The sequence below is a fragment of the Agaricicola taiwanensis genome (assembly GCF_014635245.1).
Taxonomy (GTDB): domain Bacteria; phylum Pseudomonadota; class Alphaproteobacteria; order Rhizobiales; family Methylopilaceae; genus Agaricicola; species Agaricicola taiwanensis.
Genome location: NZ_BMCP01000001.1, coordinates 766,968 through 787,141, shown reverse-complemented (window position 1 = coordinate 787,141; position 20,174 = coordinate 766,968). Strand labels below are relative to the sequence as shown.

Annotated in this window: 21 protein-coding genes and 1 tRNA gene; 6 read left to right on the top strand and 16 right to left on the bottom strand. The window is 62.6% G+C overall.

Annotated elements, in window-relative coordinates; all coding sequences use genetic code 11:
- Window positions 1-2 precede the first annotated feature (2 nt).
- The 7 genes from IEV58_RS03730 to aroA all read right to left on the bottom strand — a co-directional run bounded on the left by IEV58_RS03730 (window position 3) and on the right by aroA (window position 6,395).
- On the bottom strand, window positions 3-668 hold the full coding sequence (locus IEV58_RS03730) for a phosphoribosylanthranilate isomerase (RefSeq protein ID WP_188408336.1): 666 nt from the start codon (window positions 666-668) through the stop codon (window positions 3-5).
- A gap of 125 nt (window positions 669-793) precedes the next feature.
- A complete protein-coding gene (locus IEV58_RS03725; RefSeq protein ID WP_188408335.1) occupies window positions 794-1,132 on the bottom strand; it encodes a lipopolysaccharide assembly protein LapA domain-containing protein in 339 nt (112 codons plus the stop codon).
- A 9-nt stretch (window positions 1,133-1,141) separates the two neighbouring features.
- Entirely contained in the window at window positions 1,142-1,432 is a 291-nt protein-coding gene (locus IEV58_RS03720; RefSeq protein ID WP_188408334.1) for an integration host factor subunit beta, read from the bottom strand.
- 14 nt (window positions 1,433-1,446) lie between these two features.
- The gene (sppA, locus tag IEV58_RS03715; RefSeq protein WP_188408333.1) at window positions 1,447-2,430 is read right to left on the bottom strand and encodes a signal peptide peptidase SppA; all 984 of its coding nucleotides are present in this window, start codon (window positions 2,428-2,430) and stop codon (window positions 1,447-1,449) included.
- Between the two features lie 103 nt (window positions 2,431-2,533).
- A complete protein-coding gene (gene rpsA / locus IEV58_RS03710) occupies window positions 2,534-4,243 on the bottom strand; it encodes a 30S ribosomal protein S1 (protein WP_188408332.1) in 1,710 nt (569 codons plus the stop codon).
- Between the two features lie 197 nt (window positions 4,244-4,440).
- On the bottom strand, window positions 4,441-5,064 hold the full coding sequence (cmk, locus tag IEV58_RS03705; RefSeq protein WP_229729167.1) for a (d)CMP kinase: 624 nt from the start codon (window positions 5,062-5,064) through the stop codon (window positions 4,441-4,443).
- Window positions 5,061-6,395: a 3-phosphoshikimate 1-carboxyvinyltransferase gene (aroA, locus tag IEV58_RS03700; RefSeq protein WP_188408330.1), complete on the bottom strand. Its 1,335-nt coding sequence runs from the start codon at window positions 6,393-6,395 to the stop codon at window positions 5,061-5,063. Before aroA ends, cmk begins: the two co-directional genes overlap by 4 nt.
- Before the next feature lie 157 nt (window positions 6,396-6,552).
- Here aroA and IEV58_RS03695 point away from each other — a divergent pair, with 157 nt between their 5' ends.
- The 4 genes from IEV58_RS03695 to IEV58_RS03680 all read left to right on the top strand — a co-directional run bounded on the left by IEV58_RS03695 (window position 6,553) and on the right by IEV58_RS03680 (window position 8,037).
- On the top strand, window positions 6,553-6,960 hold the full coding sequence (locus IEV58_RS03695) for a TIGR02300 family protein (RefSeq protein WP_188408329.1): 408 nt from the start codon (window positions 6,553-6,555) through the stop codon (window positions 6,958-6,960).
- Between the two features lie 94 nt (window positions 6,961-7,054).
- Window positions 7,055-7,130 (top strand) — tRNA-Ala (locus tag IEV58_RS03690).
- Window positions 7,131-7,322: 192 nt separating this feature from the next.
- Window positions 7,323-7,781 (top strand): Hsp20 family protein, encoded by a 459-nt coding sequence (locus IEV58_RS03685; protein WP_188409072.1) that lies wholly within the window; start codon window positions 7,323-7,325, stop codon window positions 7,779-7,781.
- On the top strand, window positions 7,771-8,037 hold the full coding sequence (locus tag IEV58_RS03680; RefSeq protein WP_188408328.1) for a BQ00720 family protein: 267 nt from the start codon (window positions 7,771-7,773) through the stop codon (window positions 8,035-8,037). Before IEV58_RS03685 ends, IEV58_RS03680 begins: the two co-directional genes overlap by 11 nt.
- Before the next feature lie 48 nt (window positions 8,038-8,085).
- Here IEV58_RS03680 and ptsN read toward each other — a convergent pair whose 3' ends face one another.
- From ptsN to IEV58_RS03640, 8 genes are all read right to left on the bottom strand, one after another.
- Window positions 8,086-8,553 (bottom strand): PTS IIA-like nitrogen regulatory protein PtsN, encoded by a 468-nt coding sequence (ptsN, locus tag IEV58_RS03675; protein WP_188408327.1) that lies wholly within the window; start codon window positions 8,551-8,553, stop codon window positions 8,086-8,088.
- Between the two features lie 75 nt (window positions 8,554-8,628).
- Complete coding sequence (gene hpf, locus IEV58_RS03670) at window positions 8,629-9,207, bottom strand: ribosome hibernation-promoting factor, HPF/YfiA family (RefSeq protein ID WP_188408326.1); 579 nt, start codon at window positions 9,205-9,207, stop codon at window positions 8,629-8,631.
- A gap of 255 nt (window positions 9,208-9,462) precedes the next feature.
- Window positions 9,463-10,950: an RNA polymerase factor sigma-54 gene (gene rpoN, locus IEV58_RS03665; protein ID WP_188408325.1), complete on the bottom strand. Its 1,488-nt coding sequence runs from the start codon at window positions 10,948-10,950 to the stop codon at window positions 9,463-9,465.
- Window positions 10,951-11,012: 62 nt separating this feature from the next.
- On the bottom strand, window positions 11,013-11,762 hold the full coding sequence (lptB, locus tag IEV58_RS03660) for an LPS export ABC transporter ATP-binding protein (RefSeq protein ID WP_229729244.1): 750 nt from the start codon (window positions 11,760-11,762) through the stop codon (window positions 11,013-11,015).
- A gap of 91 nt (window positions 11,763-11,853) precedes the next feature.
- The gene (lptA, locus tag IEV58_RS03655) at window positions 11,854-12,408 is read right to left on the bottom strand and encodes a lipopolysaccharide transport periplasmic protein LptA (protein ID WP_229729166.1); all 555 of its coding nucleotides are present in this window, start codon (window positions 12,406-12,408) and stop codon (window positions 11,854-11,856) included.
- Window positions 12,405-13,073, bottom strand: coding sequence for an LPS export ABC transporter periplasmic protein LptC (gene lptC / locus IEV58_RS03650; RefSeq protein ID WP_188408324.1), 669 nt, complete (start codon window positions 13,071-13,073; stop codon window positions 12,405-12,407). Before lptC ends, lptA begins: the two co-directional genes overlap by 4 nt.
- A gap of 41 nt (window positions 13,074-13,114) precedes the next feature.
- Window positions 13,115-13,729 carry a ribonuclease D gene (locus IEV58_RS03645; RefSeq protein ID WP_188408323.1) on the bottom strand — a complete coding sequence of 205 codons (615 nt, stop codon included), beginning with the start codon at window positions 13,727-13,729 and terminating at the stop codon, window positions 13,115-13,117.
- 135 nt (window positions 13,730-13,864) lie between these two features.
- The gene (locus IEV58_RS03640; protein ID WP_188408322.1) at window positions 13,865-15,016 is read right to left on the bottom strand and encodes an acyl-CoA desaturase; all 1,152 of its coding nucleotides are present in this window, start codon (window positions 15,014-15,016) and stop codon (window positions 13,865-13,867) included.
- Window positions 15,017-15,322: 306 nt separating this feature from the next.
- On the opposite strand from IEV58_RS03640, the gene IEV58_RS03635 reads away from it, so the two are divergent.
- Window positions 15,323-16,372 (top strand): acyltransferase family protein, encoded by a 1,050-nt coding sequence (locus IEV58_RS03635; protein WP_188408321.1) that lies wholly within the window; start codon window positions 15,323-15,325, stop codon window positions 16,370-16,372.
- A gap of 173 nt (window positions 16,373-16,545) precedes the next feature.
- Window positions 16,546-19,470, top strand: coding sequence for a DNA polymerase I (gene polA, locus IEV58_RS03630; protein WP_229729165.1), 2,925 nt, complete (start codon window positions 16,546-16,548; stop codon window positions 19,468-19,470).
- 18 nt (window positions 19,471-19,488) lie between these two features.
- Here the strand turns inward: polA and IEV58_RS03625 are convergent, their stop codons facing one another.
- Window positions 19,489-20,145 carry an exopolysaccharide biosynthesis protein gene (locus tag IEV58_RS03625; RefSeq protein ID WP_188408319.1) on the bottom strand — a complete coding sequence of 219 codons (657 nt, stop codon included), beginning with the start codon at window positions 20,143-20,145 and terminating at the stop codon, window positions 19,489-19,491.
- Between the last annotated feature and the right edge of the window lie 29 nt (window positions 20,146-20,174).

The following is a 20,174-nucleotide window of genomic DNA, read 5'->3' as shown; positions in this document are numbered from 1 at the left end:
GCTTATCCTGCCATCCTCTCGGCACGGCTCGCGTCCCGTGCCGCGCGCACGAAGGCGCGGATCTTTTCTGCGTCCTTGATCCCGGGTGCGCTTTCCACGCCGGATGAAACATCCACCGCCGGGGCGCGCGTTACGCGGAGCGCCTCTCCGACGTTCTCCGGATCAAGACCACCGGAAAGCACGAAGGGCTTTGCAAGGTCAAGCTCCGCCAGAAGGTTCCAGTCGAAGGACACCGCGTTGCCGCCCGGGCGGTCCGCACCTTTCGGCGGCTTGGCGTCGAAGAGGACCCTGTCGGCCACGGCGGCATAAGCGCCGGCACGCTTCAGATCCTCGGCACGATCCAGGGCGACCGCCTTCCAGATCCTCACATCGTAGCGCGCCGCGATCTCGGACACCCTCTCCGGGCTTTCAGAACCATGCAGCTGCAAGACATCCGGGCGGATCTTGGTCATGACCTCATCCAGCAGGGCGTCGTCGGGATCCACCGTGAGCACCACAACCGAGGCACGCCCACGCGCCTGCTCCGCCAGTTCGGAAGCCGCCGTGAGATCGACATTGCGGGGGCTTTTGGGGAACAGCACGAATCCTACCTGATCGGCCCCGGCTTCCAGCGCCGCCTCAAGCGTGTCCCTGGTGGACAACCCACAGATTTTGATCTCAACCGCCATGGGGCTCTATGTGGCATGCCGGCAGGCAAAGGTCCATGAGGCGCGTCAGGACGCCGCCTTTTTGCCGACAGGACCAGTCGAGGATCGCCGCAGTGAGATCCTCCAGCGCCGGGAAGGTTGGCAGGCTATCTTCGTAGGGCGGGCACTCCGGCGCCGGCGCCGGCGTGAGCCTGGGCGGCGAGATTCTGCTTTTCCGCCTCCAGCTTGCGGATCTCCTGCCGGCGGTGGCGCACCTCGCGGCGATAGCGGCCCTGCTGCAGCCAGCCAGCGACGCCCCCAAGAACAACACCAGCCATAAGGGTGAGGAGGAGCAGCACGAACAACGGCAGGCTAAAGGACAGAGCCGGTGTTTCCGGCGCAAAGGGATCAAGCGAGACCGTCACCCAGCCCCGATTGGCCAGCGCGAAGAGGATCAGGAGCGCCGCCGCAGGCAGACCGATCAGCAGGGTAATGATCCTGTGCACGTCGTCCCCTTATCCCGCGCCGTTCTGGTTGATGCGCTCGCGCATCTCCTTACCGCTCTTGAAGAAGGGAATGTCCTTCTGAGCAACGGAAACCTTCGCGCCTGTGCGAGGGTTCCGTCCCTCGCGCGCCGGCCGGCTCTTCACGGAAAAGGCCCCGAAGCCGCGGAGCTCCACCCGGTCACCGCGGGCAAGCGCATCGCCAATGGCATCCAGGATCGCATTCACGACATTTTCCACGTCTCGTTGATAAAGATGCGGATTGTTCTCCGCAATCTTCTGAACCAGCTCTGACTTGATCATGACCCACCCCTAAATCATTCTGATATATATTGTTTTTCAATCGAAGGGTGCCAGACCGCAAGCACACCGTCAAGCACCCCGACCTGATTTGCGCCGCCGCGCCGGAGATCGGCGGCAAGACCCGTCCAGCCGAGCACCTCCGCCAGTGCCGCCGCCATGGAGGAGGTCGCTCCCATGCCGGACCAAAAGCCCTCCGATGGTTTCCAGTCGACGATGGGAAGGTCCCCGGCGACCCCCTTCTCACGCGCGAGCCACTGCCGGGCTTCGTCTTCCCCGCCAAGCTCGTCGACGAGCTTGAGATCGAGGGCCCGCTGCCCGACGACCACGCGGCCGTCGGCTACGCGATCGAGTTCCTCTCCGGTCAGGTTCCGCCGCTCGGAAACCAGACCGCGGAATTGCTGATAGCTGTCGGACACCAGCGTTTCCAGGACCGCGGTTGCCTCGGGCGGCGTAGGGCCGAAGCCATCGGGCTCGGCCTTGATGGGGCTGGATCGCACGGCTTCCATGTTGACGCCGACGGTGTCGAGCAAGCCGGTCAGATTGGGATATTGCACGAGTACGCCGATGGAGCCCGTGATGCTCGATCGGCGTGCCACGATGTGGTCGGCGCCCAAGCCCACCATATAGCCGCCGGAGGCGGCCAGGCTTTCAAAGACGGCGACCACCGGCTTCTTTGCCGCCAGCTTGCGGGTTTCCTCGTAAAGCGCTTCGGAGGCCGTCACGCCGCCACCCGGGCTGTTGACCACCAGGATGACCCCTTGAGCGCTGCTGTTTTCCAGCCGCCGGAACATCTTGGCATAATCACGAGCGTTGCCGATGAAGCCGGAGACCGAGACCCGAGCGATGTGGCGTCCTTGGCCAAAGCCCACGCCATCGGCCACCCGCCAGGCGATCGCCCCCAGCGCAACCGCGATCAGAACAAGGGCCAGACCGCGCCATAAAGAGGCTCTGCGGCGCAGCCGCCGCCGTTCCACGAGGGCGTCAGCATCAAGGCTCATGATCGATTCTCCCGCATACTGCCGCGACTGTTAAACAAGAAAAAGCCCGCGCGGGGAACCCCGCGCGGGCTTCAGGTCGTTGCCGATGCTAGGCCGGCGTGTCTCAGTCTTCCGAGCTATCGCCCTGGCGCTGCTTGAGTGCAGCACCGAGAATGTCGCCCAGCGAAGCGCCGCTATCGGTCGAACCGTACTGCGCGATCGCTTCCTTCTCCTCGGCCACTTCCAGCGCCTTGATCGACACGGAGACCTTGTGGGCCTTCTTGTCGAACTGGGTGACGCGGACGTCGAACTTCTCGCCAACGGCGAAACGCTCGGTACGCTGATCGCCACGGTCACGAGCAAGCTCGGCACGGCGGATGAAGGTGGTCAGGTCAGTATCGACGATCTTGACCTCAAGGCCGGTGTCCTTGACCTCGATGACCTCGCAGGTCACGACAGCACCCTTGCGGATGTCGCCGCTCTCGACGAACGGATCACCACCGAGCTGCTTGATGCCGAGGGAGATGCGCTCCTTCTCGACGTCGACGTCAAGAACCTGAGCCTTGACCATCTCGCCCTTGCGGTACTCTTCGATGACCTGCTCGCCCGGACGGTTCCAGTCGAGGTCGGAGAGATGGACCATGCCGTCCACATCGCCGTCGAGACCCAGGAACAGACCGAATTCGGTCTTGTTCTTGACCTCGCCTTCGACCACCGCGCCGACGGGATACTTCTCGGCGAAGGCCTCCCACGGGTTCTGCATGGTCTGCTTGAGACCGAGCGAAATGCGGCGCTTGGATGAATCCACCTCGAGCACCTGCACCTCGACCTCCTGGGAGGTGGAGACGATCTTGCCCGGATGAACATTCTTCTTCGTCCAGGACATTTCGGAGACGTGGATGAGGCCTTCGATGCCTGGCTCCAGTTCCACGAATGCGCCGTAGTCGGTGATGTTGGTGACACGACCGGAGAAGCGCGCACCCAGCGGGTACTTGGCTTCGATGCCTTCCCACGGATCGTCCTGCAACTGCTTCATGCCGAGCGAGATGCGGTGGGTCTCGTGGTTGATCTTGATGATCTTGACCTTGACGGACTGGCCGATGGTCAGGACCTCGCTCGGGTGATTGACCCGGCGCCAGGCGATGTCGGTCACATGCAGCAGGCCGTCGATGCCGCCGAGATCAACGAACGCACCGTAGTCGGTGATGTTCTTGACGACGCCGTCGATGATCTGGCCTTCCTCGAGGCTCTGCACCAGTTCCTGGCGGAGCTCGGCGCGGCTCTCCTCGAGCACGGTGCGGCGCGACACGACGATATTGCCGCGGCGGCGGTCCATCTTGAGGATCTGGAACGGCTGCGGCTGGCCCATGAGCGGGCCAACATCGCGCACGGGGCGGATGTCGACCTGGCTGCGCGGCAGGAAGGCCACGGCGCCATCGAGATCGACGGTGTAGCCGCCCTTGACCTGGTTGAAGATAACGCCTTCGACCTTTTCGCCCTTTTCAAAGGCGACTTCGAGCTTGACCCAGCTCTCCTCGCGACGAGCCTTGTCACGCGAGATGACGGCCTCACCCATCGCGTTCTCGACGCGCTCCAGGTAGACGTCGACTTCATCGCCGACCTGCAGGCCAGCTTCCCGGCCGGGGCCGGTGAATTCCTTGAGCGCGACACGACCTTCGGTCTTGAGACCGACGTCGATGACGGCCACGTCCTTCTCGATCGCTATGACAGTGCCCTTCATCACCGTGCCTTCTGCGAAATCAGCCTTTTCGAAAGACTGTTCCAGCAGGGCGGCGAAATCGTCGTGAAGGGTGGTCTTGGAAGCGGTTGCCATGAAATCTCCTGCCCATCTAGGGCATCTGCGCCGTTCTTGTTCGTGTTGCGATCGTCCTGGCGCTGCGACCTTCCACTTCGGCCCGTCCGGGCCGAAGTTCGGCGCATATCCGCACCGTCAGAACCGTTTCTTCAAGATGCCGTTCCGGTTCAGACCGAAACGACGAAAGGGGCACGCGCAAAGCGCACCCCACTTGTTCAGGCGCCGTCGATCAAAGCGACAGCCGCCCGGAACGCCGCGTCTATATCCAAATTTGTCGTATCGAGCAAGCGCGCGTCCGGTGCCGCCTTTAGCGGCGCTACGGAACGCGCACCGTCGCGGGCGTCGCGCGCCTGGATGTCGGCCAGTATCTGCGCTTCGTCCGCGTGGGCCCCGCGTCCGCGCAGCTCCCGCACACGGCGGCGTGCGCGCTCTTCCGCAGTTGCCGTCACAAAAAGCTTGGCGTCGGCATGCGGCGCCACGACGGTGCCGATATCGCGGCCGTCGAGCACGGCGCCTGCCGGCTGATTGGCAAAGGCACGCTGGAAGTCCAGGAGAGCCGCGCGAACGGCGGGAATGGCGGCGACGATCGAGGCCGCCCCACCCATTTCGGCACTGCGCAGGCGGGGATCGCTCAGATCGTCCAGTTTGAGATTGCGCGCGGCAGCCTCCGCCAATGCGGCATCCTCCAGCGGCTGTCGTGCAATTGTCATGGCCAGCGCCACGCCGCGGTAGAGCAGCCCGGTGTCCAGGTGCGGAAGGCGGTAATGTGCCGCCAGCTGCTTCGACAATGTGCCCTTTCCGGATGCGGCCGGCCCGTCGATCGCGATGATCATCGTCAAGCCTTCAGACTGGCGCCGAGCCGCGTCATCAGCGGAACGAAATCCGGGAAACTCGTGGCGATCATCGTCGCGTCATCGACCGTCACCGGTTCATCGGATGCCAGGCCCATGCAGAGGAAGCTCATGGCAATGCGATGATCGAGATGGGTTTCGACCGTGCCGCCACCCCGCACCCGCCCGCCGCGAACGATCAGGTCATCACCTTCCACCCGATGATCGACGCCATTGGCGGCAAGACCCGCGGTGACGGCGGCAAGCCGGTCGCTTTCCTTGACGCGCAATTCCGCTAGGCCCCGCATCCGCGTCTCGCCTTTGGCAAAGGCCGCGGCGACCGCGAGCACGGGGTATTCGTCGATCATGGAAGGCGCGCGCTCTGCCGGCACATCGACGCCGTGTAGAACCGAGGCCCTGACACGCAGATCGGCCACTTCCTCACCACCGTGCCCCCGTGTTTCGGCAACCTCGATGGACGCCCCCATCTCGCGCAGCGTCTTGATGAGGCCGGTGCGCGAGGGGTTCAGCATGACGCCTTCGATCAGGATATCGGAGCCCGGAACCAGAAGGGCGGCCACCAGCGGGAAGGCTGCGGACGAGGGATCGGCCGGCACTTCCACCTCCCGCCCCTTCAGGTTCGGTCGTCCCTCAAGGGTGATGCGGCGGCCGTGCTCTCCTTCGGGTTCAACGAAGATCCTGGCACCGAAATGGGCCAGCATGCGCTCGGTGTGGTCACGCGTTGCCTCGCGCTCCACCACGGTGGTGCGGCCCGCCGCGTTGAGGCCGGCGAAAAGCACGGCGGATTTTACCTGCGCAGAGGGAACGGGCGTCTCATAGACAATCGGCAGCGGATCACCGTTGCCCCTGAGCACCAGCGGCAGCCGTCCGCCCTCGCTTTCCGACACGATTTCCGCACCCATTTTCAGGAGCGGGTCGAGCACGCGGCGCATCGGCCGCTTGCGCAGGCTGGCATCGCCGTCAAAAGTGACCGTGACACCGTGGCCGGCGACCACCCCCATCATGAGCCGGGAGCCGGTGCCGGCGTTGCCGAAATCGAGCACTTCCCGCGGTTCGGCCAATGCACCGACCCCAACGCCGAAAACGCGCCAGGCGCCTGGTCCATCCTGGGTGACTTCAGCTCCGAGGGCGCGGCATGCTGCCGCTGTGGCCAGCACATCCTCGCCCTCAAGCAAGCCGCTGATACGGGTTTCGCCGCGGGCGAGGAGCCCCAGCAGCAGAGCGCGGTGGGAGATGGATTTATCGCCGGGAACGCGCACACGTCCGGTCAGCGGCTGACCGCGCGTGGCGGAGAGAGGCATGGCAGCTTGATGGCTCATGGGTGTCAGTCAGATGAAGAACGAGCGGGGCTGGTAACATGAGGCTGCCGCCACGTCACCTCTCGCTTGAGCCCGTCCGGTCGTTTGTCCTTGACATGGCCCCCATGGCGCGTCATGGGGAGCCCCCAAATTCAAGAGAACATCGTTGGGGATTTCCGTGGTGAAACCAGATCTCGGCACGAAGCGTGTCTGCCCGACGACGGGCCGTAAATTCTACGATCTCAATAAAGATCCCATCGTCTCGCCTTACACAGGCGAAGCCTTCCCGCGGTCGCTGTTCGAGCCGCAGATGAAGACGCGGACTGCCGAAAAGCCCGCACCCGAAGCCGAGGCCGAAACCAGCGAGCTGCAGGAAGATGTCGAGCTGATCAGCCTGGAGGATGCCGACGAGGATACCTCCGGCAAGAAGCGCGCTGATCCGAGCATCGACGGTGACGACGATGAGCTCGAGGATGACATTTCCACAGATGACGACGACGACACTTTCCTTGCAGATGACGAGGATGACGGCGACGACGTGTCGGATTTGATCGAAGGCGATCTGAAAGACGACGAAGAGCCTTGATGCGGCGCTAAAACTGTGGTTCATGGCGCCCGTTCGGTGCGGGCACCGAACCACAGACTCTCCGGCCTGACACCCAAAACAGGCTGGTTTTCGTGGGGCCATAGCTCAGTTGGGAGAGCGCTTGAATGGCATTCAAGAGGTCGGCGGTTCGATTCCGCCTGGCTCCACCAAGTTTCGGGAGGCAAGCTCCCCAGAAAGCCACCTTCGGGTGGCTTTTTTGTTGCGCGCTCTGACCTGCGGTTCCACCATTTCCTCAACTTGCAGCGATGATCATCCATCCCCATATCACGGGAGCGGACGATCCCGCATTCCGGAGGCCGCTTGTGGATCCGGACAAAGTCGCTTCAAGGAGGGCTTTGGCAATGACCAGACCAAACGGGCTGTCGAGCCCATTTCTTCTTGGCTTCGAGACCATCGAGCGAACCATCGATCGCGTGGCCAAGGGCTCTGATGGCTATCCACCCTATAATGTCGAGCGCGTTCCGCCGAAAGGGAACGACCCTGAGCGCATCCGCATTGCTCTAGCAGTGGCCGGCTTCACGTCGGACCAACTCGACGTTACCGTCGAGGACAAAGAGCTCGTGATCCGCGGCCGTCAGGTCGATGACGACAGCCGGATCTATGTTCACCGCGGCATTGCGGCGCGGCAGTTTCAGCGGGTGTTCGTTCTCGCGGAAGGCATGGAGGTTCTGGGGGCAACTCTTGAAAATGGGTTGCTGACAATCGATCTGGTGCGCCCCGAACCGCAGAAGACTGTGCGCACCGTCGATATCACCGTGCGCGGAAAAAGCGCACGAAAGGAGGTCCAGGATGACCAGTGATCATTTTGTTGTGCCCGATGGGCCCATTTCGCCTTCTGAACTGGCGAGTATCGGCGGTGGCCGTTTGGCTTATGTGAAGACCATGACGTCCGATGAGCTTCATGAGGCTTTCCCGCTGGCTCCAGCCCTGCAGCCGGGCCTGAAGCTCTTTGCGCTTCTGGCGGCGGATGGCACGCCCATCCTCGTTACCGACACTCGCGAGGCCGCCCTTGCCAATGCCTGGGAGAATGAGCTTCTGACGGTAAGTCTACACTAAGACGCAGTACCGGGCGCGGGCTTACCCGCGCCCAACGCCTTTACGGCATCACGCCGCGTTTGATGACGACTGCGGCTGGGTAAGGAGAGCGTAGAGCGCCGAGGCATCCTGCGTGGTTCGCAGCTTCTGCGCGACATTTGCATCGCGCAGCACGCGCGCGACCCGGGCCAAGGCCTTCAGATGATCGGCCCCAGCCGCTTCCGGCGCCAGCAGCAGAAACACAAGGTCCACCGGCTGCCCATCCAGTGAATCAAAATCAATCGGCCGATCCAGGCGGGCGAAGAGCCCGACGAGGCGGTCGATAGTGGTCAGCTTTCCATGAGGAATGGCGATGCCATTTCCGACGCCGGTCGAACCCAGCCGCTCGCGCTGAAGCAACGTGTCGAACACATCGCGCTCGGCAAGCCCTGTCAACTGGGCAGCCTTTTCCGCAAGCTCCTGAATCGCCTGCTTCTTGGAATTCACCTTCAGCGCGGGAATTACCGCCTCAGGTGTCAGGAGATCACTCAGAGGCATGTGCAAGCCCCCTTGCCGGTGCGTGAGCCAAACTGCTCCGCACGATGATATGAGCATAGCCGCATGGCGACGCCCTTAGTTCCCGCCGTCCGGGGCGGGATCAACCCAGCCGATATTTCCGTCAGACCGGCGGTAGACCACATTGATCCGTCCGTTGGCAGCATTCCGGAAAATCACGCATGGCGCTCCGGTCAGATCAAGATCAACCACGGCTGAACTCACAGGCAATTGCTTCAGCTTGATCGCTTTTTCAGCAATGACAATAGCACTGAAGCCGTCGACATCGATTTCCTCATCGGAGGTCGGCGCTTCGAATACGGTATAATTGGAGGAAAAACCATTTCCCTCTATCGCAGCCGCATGCCTGTCCTTCAGCCGACGCTTGTACCGGCGCAAACGCTTTTCAATGCGCTCTGCGGCCTGATCGAAACTGGCATAGGCGTCCATGGCCGTCGCGGTGGACTGGAGATCAATGCCGGAATCGAGATGCAGCGCGCATTCGGTCCGAAAGCCGGCTCCCTCGCGCTCAACGGTCACATGACCGGAATAGCCGCCGCTGAAATATTTCGACAAGGCATCCGCGATACGGCCTTCCACCTGACTACGCAGCGCATCACCGATATCGATATTCTTACCAGATATTCGCAAAGACATATGCGCCTCGCGCCCCCGCCATTCTCTTTATACCGGCGCCACAGGCACCACGGTATGATCGGGATCAACCTCGGTCATACCACGCTCAGCTCATCTTCTGCCGCCTGTTCCGGGAGGGCGCTCCCCGCCGGAACATACGCCTGAAACTCCAAGTTCGTTCCACCCCCTCGGGGACGGTCGACCTTGGTCCAAGACCTACGGGTGGGCGGTCAGGAAGTCAATCTGCGGTGCGGTAGCAAGCGGCCCCTGCCTTGCCTATGCGGTGGCGCGCTTGGCGCGGCGGCGATCGACGGATGAGGGGATTCCCATGCCCTCGCGATATTTCGCAACCGTGCGCCGGGCAATGTCGATGCCCTCGTCCTGCAGCTTCTGAACAAGCGTGTCGTCGGACAGAACACGTTGCGCGCTCTCTTCGTCGATCAGCTGGCGGATGCGATGCCGAACCGCCTCAGCCGAATGCGATTCGCCGCCGTCGGACGATCCGATGGCGGCCGAGAAGAAATATTTGAACTCGAAGATCCCGCGCGGGGTCGCCAGATATTTGTTGGATGTCACCCGGGAAACGGTCGATTCGTGCATCGAAATGGCATCTGCGACCGTCTTCAGATTGAGCGGACGAAGATGGGCGATGCCTTTGACAAGAAAGGTATCCTGCTGGCGCACGATCTCGCTGGCTACCTTGAGGATGGTCCGCGCCCGCTGCTCGAGGCTGCGGGTCAGCCAGTTGGCGGATTGCAGGCATTCCGCGAGATAGGACTTCTCCTCGGTCGAGCGCATGCGGCCCGATACCACCGCGTGATAATCCTGATTGACGAGGACGCGCGGCAGCGTGCTGCTGTTCAGCTCCACGCGCCACCCGCCATCCGGGGCCATCTGCACATAGACATCAGGTACGACGATCTGAACCGGCGCGGCCCCGAAGGCCAGGCCGGGCTTGGGCGTCAAGGCCCTGATCTCGGCAATCATATCGGCGAGATCATCCGGATCGACGCCGCACAGCATGCGCAGGCGGCCAAGATCGCGCCGGGCCAGAAGTTCGATGTTTTCCACCATGGTCTGCATTGCCGGATCGTAGCGGTTGCGCTCGCGCAGCTGGATGGCAAGGCATTCGGACAGCGATCGTGCGCCCACGCCGGCCGGATCGAAGGTCTGGATAACGCGCAGGACTTCCTCGACTTCCTCCATCGAGGCGCCCAACTGTTCGGCGATGGGCTCCAGCGGGTCGGTCAAATAGCCGCTGTCATCAATCATTCCGATCAAGAGGCTGCCGATTATGAGGCGGCGCTGATCGGTCACCGCGACGCCGAGCTGGCGCTCCAGATGATCCGGCAACGTGGTGTCGGCAGAAACAAAGGCTTCGAGATCAGCGCTGTCCTCTCCGCGCCCGCCAGGTCCCCAGGACGCGGCATCAGGGCCGATTTCTCCTTTGGCGGGCGCGGTGGCGGAAGCCGCCGCCGGATCATCGGGAAAGACATTGTCGAGGTCAGTGCCGAGCCTTTCTTCCATATCGGCCCGGCTAGGTGTCTCAACGCTCACGCCGTTTGTCTCGCCGCCTTCGGCGGGCGGATCGGCGCGGGGCTGATCGTCGCTTGCTTCCAGAAGCGGGTTTTTCTCCAGCTCCTCGGCCACATAGGCCGCCAGGTCCATGTTGGATAGCTGCAGCAGACGGATCGCCTGCATGAGCTGCGGCGTCATGACGAGCGTCTGACTGTGCCGCAGTTCAAGCTTTGGGGTTAGTGCCATCGGCTTTGCTTCACGCTTCCCGGAAGTGGGCCAATTCTTGCATGTGGCCCTTCGAGAAACTGTTAAAGCCGAAATTCCTCGCCAAGGTAAAGACGACGAACGTCACCGTTGGAAACTATTTCATCCGGTGTGCCTTCCATCAGCACCCGGCCGGCGTGGATGATATAGGCGCGATCGATGAGACCGAGCGTTTCACGAACGTTGTGATCGGTGATCAGGACGCCGATGCCTCGGGACGTCAGGTGCCGCACCAGCACCTGGATATCGCCGACGGCGATGGGGTCGATGCCGGCGAAGGGCTCATCCAGCAGCATGAAATCCGGGCGGCTGGCCAGCGCCCTTGCGATCTCGACGCGCCGCCGCTCGCCACCGGACAAGGCGATGGAGGGAGAATGCCTGAGTCGCGTGACGCCGAATTCCTCCAGCAGGGCCTCAAGCTCGGCCTCACGCTTGTTCCGGTCCGGCTCGACCACTTCGAGCACGGCCCGGATGTTGGCCTCGACCGTCAGACCACGAAAGATCGATGCTTCCTGCGGCAGGTACCCGATACCGAGCCGAGCGCGGCGATACATCGGCAGCCGGGTGACATCGAACCCGCCGAGCTCGATGCGGCCATGATCGGCGGAAACAAGGCCGGTGATCATATAGAACACCGTGGTCTTGCCGGCTCCGTTCGGACCCAGGAGCCCTACAGCTTCGCCGCGACGCACCGACAGGCTGACGTCATGCACCACCGCGCGCTTGCGATAGCTTTTCGCGAGACCTTGGGCGGCGAGAACGTCCGCTCCGCCTTCGCCGATATGGGCATCCAGATCCGGATCGATGAGTCCAGGGCCAGAGGCGGAACGCTGTCCGAAAAGGGAAAAACCGCGGGCTAAAATGAAACCTCTCCCAAAACGTACGTCAGTTGCGGGGAGGCGCGCCCGGCGTGCCCTTGTTCGGCAGGAACAGGCCCCGCACGCGTCCGGTGTTGCCGCCGGTTTCGATGCGGGACGTCTGCTTGGTCAGATCCACGAACAGGCGATCGCCGCGAATAACGTTCGGCCCCTGGGACACGGTAACCCCGCCGGTCATGACGATCGTGTTGGACGCCATGTCGAAAACGCCGGTGTTGCCGGTTGCCTTCTGGTCCTTCGATATCACGACGACACCGCCATCGGCTTCCAAGCGCCGGATGGAACGGCTGCTTGCGGGCGCATCCGCTGTCGCGCCTCCGGTGTAGAAGACCGTCAAGGCCTTCGTCTCCAGACGCGATTCGCCTTGAGTGACGACCACATTTCCGGTGAAGACCGCAGCCTGGTCCTTGTCACGCACGTCAAGCCGGTCGGCCTCGATGTTCACCGGCTCATCCGAATTGCTGGAAAAGCCGTCGAAGGCGTTCGTCGCCTGCTGTGCCGTGGCGCCGGCGATGCCGAAACAGCAGGCAAGAACAGCGGCCATCACAATCCGTCCGGTCATGTCGCACCCTTGGCTGATGTCTTCGAGGGTTCGATCTTCATGCGAACCCGGCCCTGAAAGATAATAAGATCGCCACCGTCGCGGATTTCCATGCGATCTGCCTTTAGGTCGCCGGCATCGAAGGTCACCGCAACCGGCTCATTGGAAGTCACACGGCCTGCTTCGAGGTCCACATCGGCGGAGTTCATGGTGGCATGATAGCCGGTGTTGGACGTGACGCTGACATCCTTGTTCAGTCGGAGCGTCTGCCCTTCATTGTCAAAGAAGCCCCGGCTCGATTCCAGCCGCGCCCAGCCGTCGCCCTCAAGCTGCATGCGTGCGGCGAGCTGATCGAGATCGATCTTCTGCGGCGCAGCGATATCTTGCTCTGCCCGCGACGCGATCACTTCATAGGGCCGCCGCTGGCTGTTGTAGCCCGTCAACCGCGGCTCGACCATGGTGATGGTCGACCCCGATATGGCCGAGGTGCTCTGGTCAAAGACCGGGTCCCCCAGCGAACGGATGTCGAGGAAGGACGTCAACAGGAAGCCCGCGGTAAGAAGGAGGGCAAGACCAGGAACGCCAACGCGCAGCAGGCCGACAAGCCGCGAATGCCGGCGCGCGGCGCTGAACGCCGTCAACCGGTTTTCGGCATGGCCATCGAAAGCTATGGCGAGATCGTTCATGCGTTCATCGTCGCCTCAAGGCGCCCTCGTCTTATGCATTTCTATGAATGCGCGAAAATGTCGTCGTTTTCAAATCCAGCAAGGTCAAGAGCCGCGCGGATCGGCAGAAAGGCGAAGCAGGCATCCGCATAGGCTGTGCGGCCTTCTCGGGCAAGGCGTTCGTCCAGCTTCTGTTTCAGAGCATGAAGATGCAGTACATCGGACGCCGCATATGAAAGCTGCGCGTCGCTAAGATGTTCCGCTCCCCAGTCGGAGGATTGCTGTTGTTTGGAGATCTCCACGTTCAACAGCTCGCGTACGAGATCCTTCAACCCGTGGCGGTCGGTGTAGGTCCGGGTGAGGCGCGAGGCGATCTTGGTGCAGAAGACCGGCTCCGCCATCACACCGAAACTCTTGAAGAGCACGGCAACGTCAAAACGGGCGAAGTGAAACAGCTTGAGGATCGATCGATCGCGCAGAAGGGCGATCAGGTTCTTCGGCATCGATTGTCCAGGGCGGATCTGGACAAGTTCCGCCGTCCCGTCCCCGGCCGACAGCTGCACGAGACAGAGGCGATCCCGATGGGGGTTCAGGCCCAGCGTTTCGGTGTCGATAGCCACCGCACCGGAGAAAGTCAGGCCATCCGGGAGGTCACCCTGGTGCAAGCGTATTGTCATCGGAAATCCGTTCTTCTGAAGCGTGTCGTGCGGGTTAAACCTCAGATGTCGTTCGGGTGCAAATAGGCACTCCTCCCGCCATGCAAAAGGGGCGACCCCTTGGCCGCCCCCGATTTCAGCGCAGACCGGGAATGATCAGGCGGGCGCGGCAAGACGCGCCGAGACCGCCTCAAGTATCTTGCGGTGAGCGCGGTCGACGATATCGTCCAGCGAACGTGTCTTGGCGAACATGGCCTGTGCCCGTTCCCGGATCTCCTCATGCGTCGGCAAGTGCGGCATGTGAAGGCCGGCGAAGAGGTCCTCCGCCTTGTGCTGCGCCGAGGCCATGCGCTCATGCAGCTCGGCCAGGACCGGAGAGTCCGCCAGCGCGTGGCGAATGCCGGCGACGATGCCGTCCACGTGGAACGTGGCGGCGAGATCACCTGCGGCGCGGTCGATCACGCGCGCTCCGAGGCGCTGTTCGTTGCGCAGTACCTCCGGGGGCGGGCTCTTCATGTCCCAGACAACGCCGATCCACGAGAGCGCCTTCAGGATGTAATAGGTGGGATCGATCTCCCACCACTTGAAGCCCTGCCGCACGCTGGACTGATAGGCGTGATGATTGTTGTGCCAGCCCTCGCCCATGGTGAAGAACGCGAGCAGCCAGTTGTTGCGGCTGTCATCGCCGGTGACATAGCGCTTTTTGCCATGCACATGGGCCAGGGAGTTGATGCAGAAGGTGGCGTGGTAGACCAGCACCGTGCTCCAGACGAAGCCGACCACGAGGCCAGGCCAGCCCGCGATCAGCCAGCAGACAATCGCCGTGATGACAGCGGGCAGCAGCTCGAACCGGTGCAGGAACATCAATTCCGGATATTTGGCGAAATCGGCGATCTTCACGAGATCCGTGGTGTCGTGGTTCTTGGCGAAGATCCAGCCGACATGGGCATAGAAGAAGCCGGTGTGCCGCGGCGAATGAACGTCATGCTCGGTATCGGAATGGAGATGGTGATGCCGGTGCTTGGCCGCCCACCAGAGCACGCTCTTCTGCGCGGTGCTCTGCGCCAGGAAAGCGAGGATGAACTGGAAGACGCGGCCTGTCTGGTAGGAGCGGTGCGAGAAATAGCGGTGATAGCCCGCGCCAATGGCGAAGATGCGGATGACATAGAGCGCGACGCAGATCGCCACCGCTTCCCAGGTCACGCCGGTCCAGATGGCGGCAAAAGCCGCGAAGTGCAGAAGCACGAAGGGGATGGCGGCGGGATAGACGATGTCGTCGTGATGGTCGTGATCGGTGTCGGCTGTCATGAGTATCCTGAAGGTATAAACGGAGTGCCCGTATCATAAGGCATTCGCGACCGCATGGAACGCCCCGCCGCTGTCGGCAATACACATTTCTGCGAGAGCAGAGTACGGTGACGCAGCCTAAATATTAACAAGACGTTAATGACACATCCGGAGTTTATATAGGACACGACGGTCTGCATTAACCCACTGTTGAAGTTTAGATATCCGATATGACGTTTGTGCTTACATCACCGATAAAATTAAGCGAAAGATGATCACAAGAAAGGCCCGAGCGGGTCTTCAACACATCTTGCGTGAGGCGTCATCATGAGCACGGTCAATTCGGCCACTCGTGTCGACTGGGTCGATTATGCGAAAGGTCTTTGCATCATCATGGTGGTGATGATGCATTCGACGCTTGGCGTGGAAAAGGCGGCGGGAACCGAGGGCTGGATGCATGCTTTCGTTGCTTTCGCCCGACCTTTCCGCATGCCCGACTTCTTCCTGATCTCCGGCCTCTTCCTGGCGCGCGTCATCGACCGCGACTGGCGCAGCTATCTTGACCGCAAGGTGGTGCACTTCGCCTATTTCTACGTTCTCTGGCTTCTGATCCAGGGCTTTTTCCGCTGGCCCGGGCTCGCTCTTTCTGAAGGCCCGGCCGCCGTTGCCGAACAATTCCTGATCGCTCTCATCGAGCCGTTCGGCACGCTCTGGTTCATCTATCTTCTGCCCATCTTCTTCGTGGTGGCGAAGCTGGCGCGCCGCGTGCCGCCGCTGGTAATGCTCGCTCTTGCGGCCCTGCTGGAAAGCGCGCCGATCGTCACGCATTGGATTGTCATCGACGAATTCGCCAATCGGTTCTTTTTCTTCCTGCTCGGCTGGTATGCCGCACCCCAGATCTTCGCCTTTGCCGCCTGGGTCAGCCGGCAGCCGGGACTGGCAGTGGCTGTCCTCGCAACCTGGGTTTTCGCCAACGCTCTCGCGGTTCTGACCGGCGTCGCCGAATGGCCTGTGGTCAGCCTGATCCTGGGTCTTGCCGGTGCCGGCGCGGTGATCGCCATCGCATCGCTGCTCGCTCGCCGCGACAGCGCTTGGATGATCCGACACGCCGGCGCCAATTCCCTTGTGGTTTATCTCGCCTTCTTCCTGCCCATGGCGATGACGCGCACCGTTCTTCTGATGACCGGCGTCATCCCCGACGTCGGGACCATATCGCTCATCGTAACCGCCGTGGCCGTGGTCTCTCCGCTGGTCCTCTATTGGATCATACAGCGCATCGGCTGGGGACGCTTCCTGTTCGAACGACCCGCGGCCTTCCGCCTGGACAGTCTGCGCCCGCCGCAAAGGGCGACACCCGCACCCAATCCCTTCCCCTGACGGGGAGGGCTAGAGTGAGGATGGTTCGCCGGGTACTGCTGCCCCCATCAGACGCCCTGAGCGAACCATCCTCCTCGCCATCTTGCGCGTGAAGCCGGGTTTCCTCCCCGCCGCGCCTTGTGGCAATGTCCCGGCGAATTTTAAGCGCACTGCCGCGCCAAAGCCCGGACACCATGACCGACACCACTGTTAAAGCCGGCGACCACGTCGTTCTCGTCGACGGTTCCGCCTATATCTTCCGCGCCTTCCATGCCCTGCCGCCGTTGACGCGCGCGTCCGACAAACTGCCCGTGGGCGCCGTGGCAGGCTACTGCAACATGCTGTGGAAGCTGGTACGGGGCCAGGGCTTTGATCCCAAGCCGACCCATCTCGGCATTATTCTGGACAAGAGCGAGACCACCTTCCGCAAGGAGATCTACCCTGAGTACAAGGCGCACCGGCCGGAACTGCCGGATGACCTGCGGCCACAGCTCTCGCTGATCCGCGAGGCAACACGCGCATTCGATCTGCCATGCATCGAACAGGACGGCTATGAGGCCGACGACATCATCGCCACCTATGCCGAGCAGGCCGCCGCGGCCGGGGCCAAAGTGACGATCATCTCCTCGGACAAGGATCTGATGCAGCTCGTGACGCCGCTGGTGTCCATGTTTGATCCCATCAAGGACAAGGTCATCGGGCCGGATGAGGTGTTCGAGAAATTCGGCGTCACGCCGGACAAGGTTGTGGAGGTGCAGGCGCTGGCGGGCGATGCCACCGACAATGTGCCGGGGGTGCCGGGGATCGGCGTCAAGACGGCCGCGCAGCTCATCACCGATTACGGCACCCTGGAAGCGCTGCTGGAACGGGCGGCGGAAATCAAACAACCGAAACGGCGCGAGAGCCTCATCACCTATGCGGTGCAGGCCGCCATTTCCAAGCAGCTCGTGGAGCTGAAACGGGATATGGACGTGGAGGTCCCGCTGGCGGACTTGTGCTGCATCGAGCCGGATCTGAAGAAGCTTATCAGCTTCCTCAAGGCCATGGAGTTCAACACGCTGACACGCCGCGTCGGCGAGGCGGCCGAGATCGATATCAGCGCCATCGAAGCCGACCCGCGGTTGAAGGCTGGCGGTTCGGCCGCACCGATGCCGGCCGCCGTGGAGGTTTCCGGCGAGGTCGCGGCGGGCGCGGAGCGACCCGGCCTCACATCTGACGCGGCAACGCCGGCCGCTCTCGCGGCCAAGCGGGCGGAGGAAGCCCGCTCCTCCCCCTGCTCGCACGATGCCTATGTCACGGTGCGGGATATGGAGACGCTGCAAGGCTGGGCCGATCATGCACGACAGGAGGGCGTCGTCGCCTTCGATACCGAGACCACCTCACTCGATGCCATGTCGGCGGAACTGGTCGGCATCAGCCTCGCGGTCGGGCCCGGCGAGGCCTGTTATATCCCGCTGAACCATCGCGGCAGCGCCGACATCTTCGGCGGCGGCAGAGCCGAAGGCCAGCTCAACATCGCCGAGGTGCTGGAGGTCCTGAAGCCCGTCTTTGAAGATGCCGGCATCCTGAAGGTGGGGCAGAACGTCAAATACGACTGGCTCATCCTGAAGCGCCACGGCGTCGACGTGCGCCCCTTCGACGACACCATGCTGATGTCCTATGCGCTCGATGCGGGGGTCACGGCGCATGGCATGGACACGCTGGCGGACCGGCACCTCGGCCATGGCTGCATCAGCTATGACAGCGTGACGGGCACCGGCAAGGCGCGGATCAATTTCGCCGAAGTGCCCATCGACAAGGCGGCGGTCTATGCCGCCGAAGATGCGGACGTGACCTTGAGGCTGTGGCGCGTGTTGAAGCCGAGGCTGGCGGCGGAAGGCGCGACCACCGTCTATGAGACGCTCGAGCGGCCGATGCCTGACGTCCTGGCACGCATGGAGCAGCACGGGATCTCCATCGACCGGCAGATGCTGTCGCGCCTGTCGGGAGAATTCGCGCAGCGCATGGGTGCGCTGGAAGCGGAGGTCTATGATCTCGCCGGCGAGCGCTTTACCATCGGCAGCCCCAAGCAGCTCGGCGACATTCTCTTCGGCAAGATGGGGCTTCCCGGCGGCACCAAGACCAAAACCGGCGCCTGGGCCACCGGGGCGCGCCTCCTCGACGACCTTGCCGAACAGGGGCACGAACTGCCGCGGCGGATCCTCGATTGGCGTCAGCTGTCGAAGCTGAAGTCCACCTATGCCGACGCCTTGCCCACCTATCTAAACGCCGAGACACGGCGGGTGCACACCTGCTTCCAGCTGGCGGCGACCACGACGGGGCGGCTCTCCTCGTCGGAACCGAACATCCAGAACATCCCTGTCCGCACCGAAGAAGGCCGCAAGATCCGCCGCGCCTTCGTCGCCGAGCCGGGCCACAAGCTTGTCTCCGCCGACTACAGCCAGATCGAGCTGCGCGTTCTCGCCCATATAGCCGATATCCCGCAGCTGAAGACGGCCTTCGCGGACGGTCTCGACATCCACGCCATGACGGCATCGGAGATGTTCAATGTGCCGATCGATGGCATGGACCCGATGGTGCGGCGGCGGGCGAAAGCCATCAATTTCGGCATCGTCTATGGCATCTCCGCCTTTGGCCTCGCCAACCAGCTTGCCATCCCGCGCGAGGAAGCCGGCGCCTATATCAAGAAGTACTTCGAGCGCTTCCCAGGCATCCGCGATTACATGGAGGCAACCAAGGCCGCCTGTCGCCGCGATGGCTATGTGACGACGCTGTTCGGCCGGCGCTGCCACTATCCGCAGATCAACACCAGGAACCCGGCCGAGCGGGCCTTCAACGAACGGGCGGCCATCAACGCGCCGATCCAGGGAACCGCGGCGGACATCCTGCGCCGAGCAATGATCCGCATGGAAGGCGTGCTTGCCGAGGAGAAGCTTTCCGCGCGGATGCTTCTGCAGGTGCACGATGAACTGGTGTTCGAAGTGCCTGATGCCGAGGTGGACGCAACACTGCCCATCGTCAAGCGGGTGATGGAGATGGCGCCTCTTCCCGCCGTTACCCTTTCGGTGCCGCTGCAGGTGGACGCGCGTGGTGCCGACAATTGGGAAGAGGCCCACTAAGAGGCCTCTTCTCCTGCGCTACGTCATGACGGCGTTCTTCAGGAGGAAGATCGCACTCTTCACCAGCGCGTAAAGCACGCCCCAGACCAGGGCGATGGCGCCCGCGCCGGTCAGGGTGCCAACGATGACCCACAGGCCGTCGCGTTCAAGAAGGCCCAGCGCCAGAAGGCAGATGGCGAGGGCCGGCAGCATGTTGCCGAGCGGAATCGGCAGCACCAGCACGATCGACATGATGAGGCAGATGACGCCGATGGCGTGTTCGGCGGGCGGATAGGCAAGCCAGGTCAGCCGCGGCCGCAGCAGCTTCTCGGCGCGCGCCAGCCAGGGCCGGGACTTGGCGATGAGGGTGGCAAAATCGCGCCTCGGCATGGATCTGTTGGCGATGATCTTGGGCAGCCAGGGCTGCCAGCCAAGCGCCAGTTGTGCCGCCAGAAAAACCAGCGGCGCTCCGAGGATGGCCGAAGTGCCAGGTATGGACGGCAAGGCATTGGGCAGAGCGAAGATCAGCATCAGCGCGCCGATGGCACGGTCCCTCATGAAGAACAGGAGGTCGGCAACCGAAATGCGCTCGCGGCTCTCATCCTCTGCAATATCGGTCAAAAGATCCGACAGCCGGCGCCCCTTCACCGGGTCACCATATGGCGCGTCTTCTTTAAAATCGTCGTCAGTCGGCAATCACGCGCTCCGGGCAGTCGTCGCGGCGC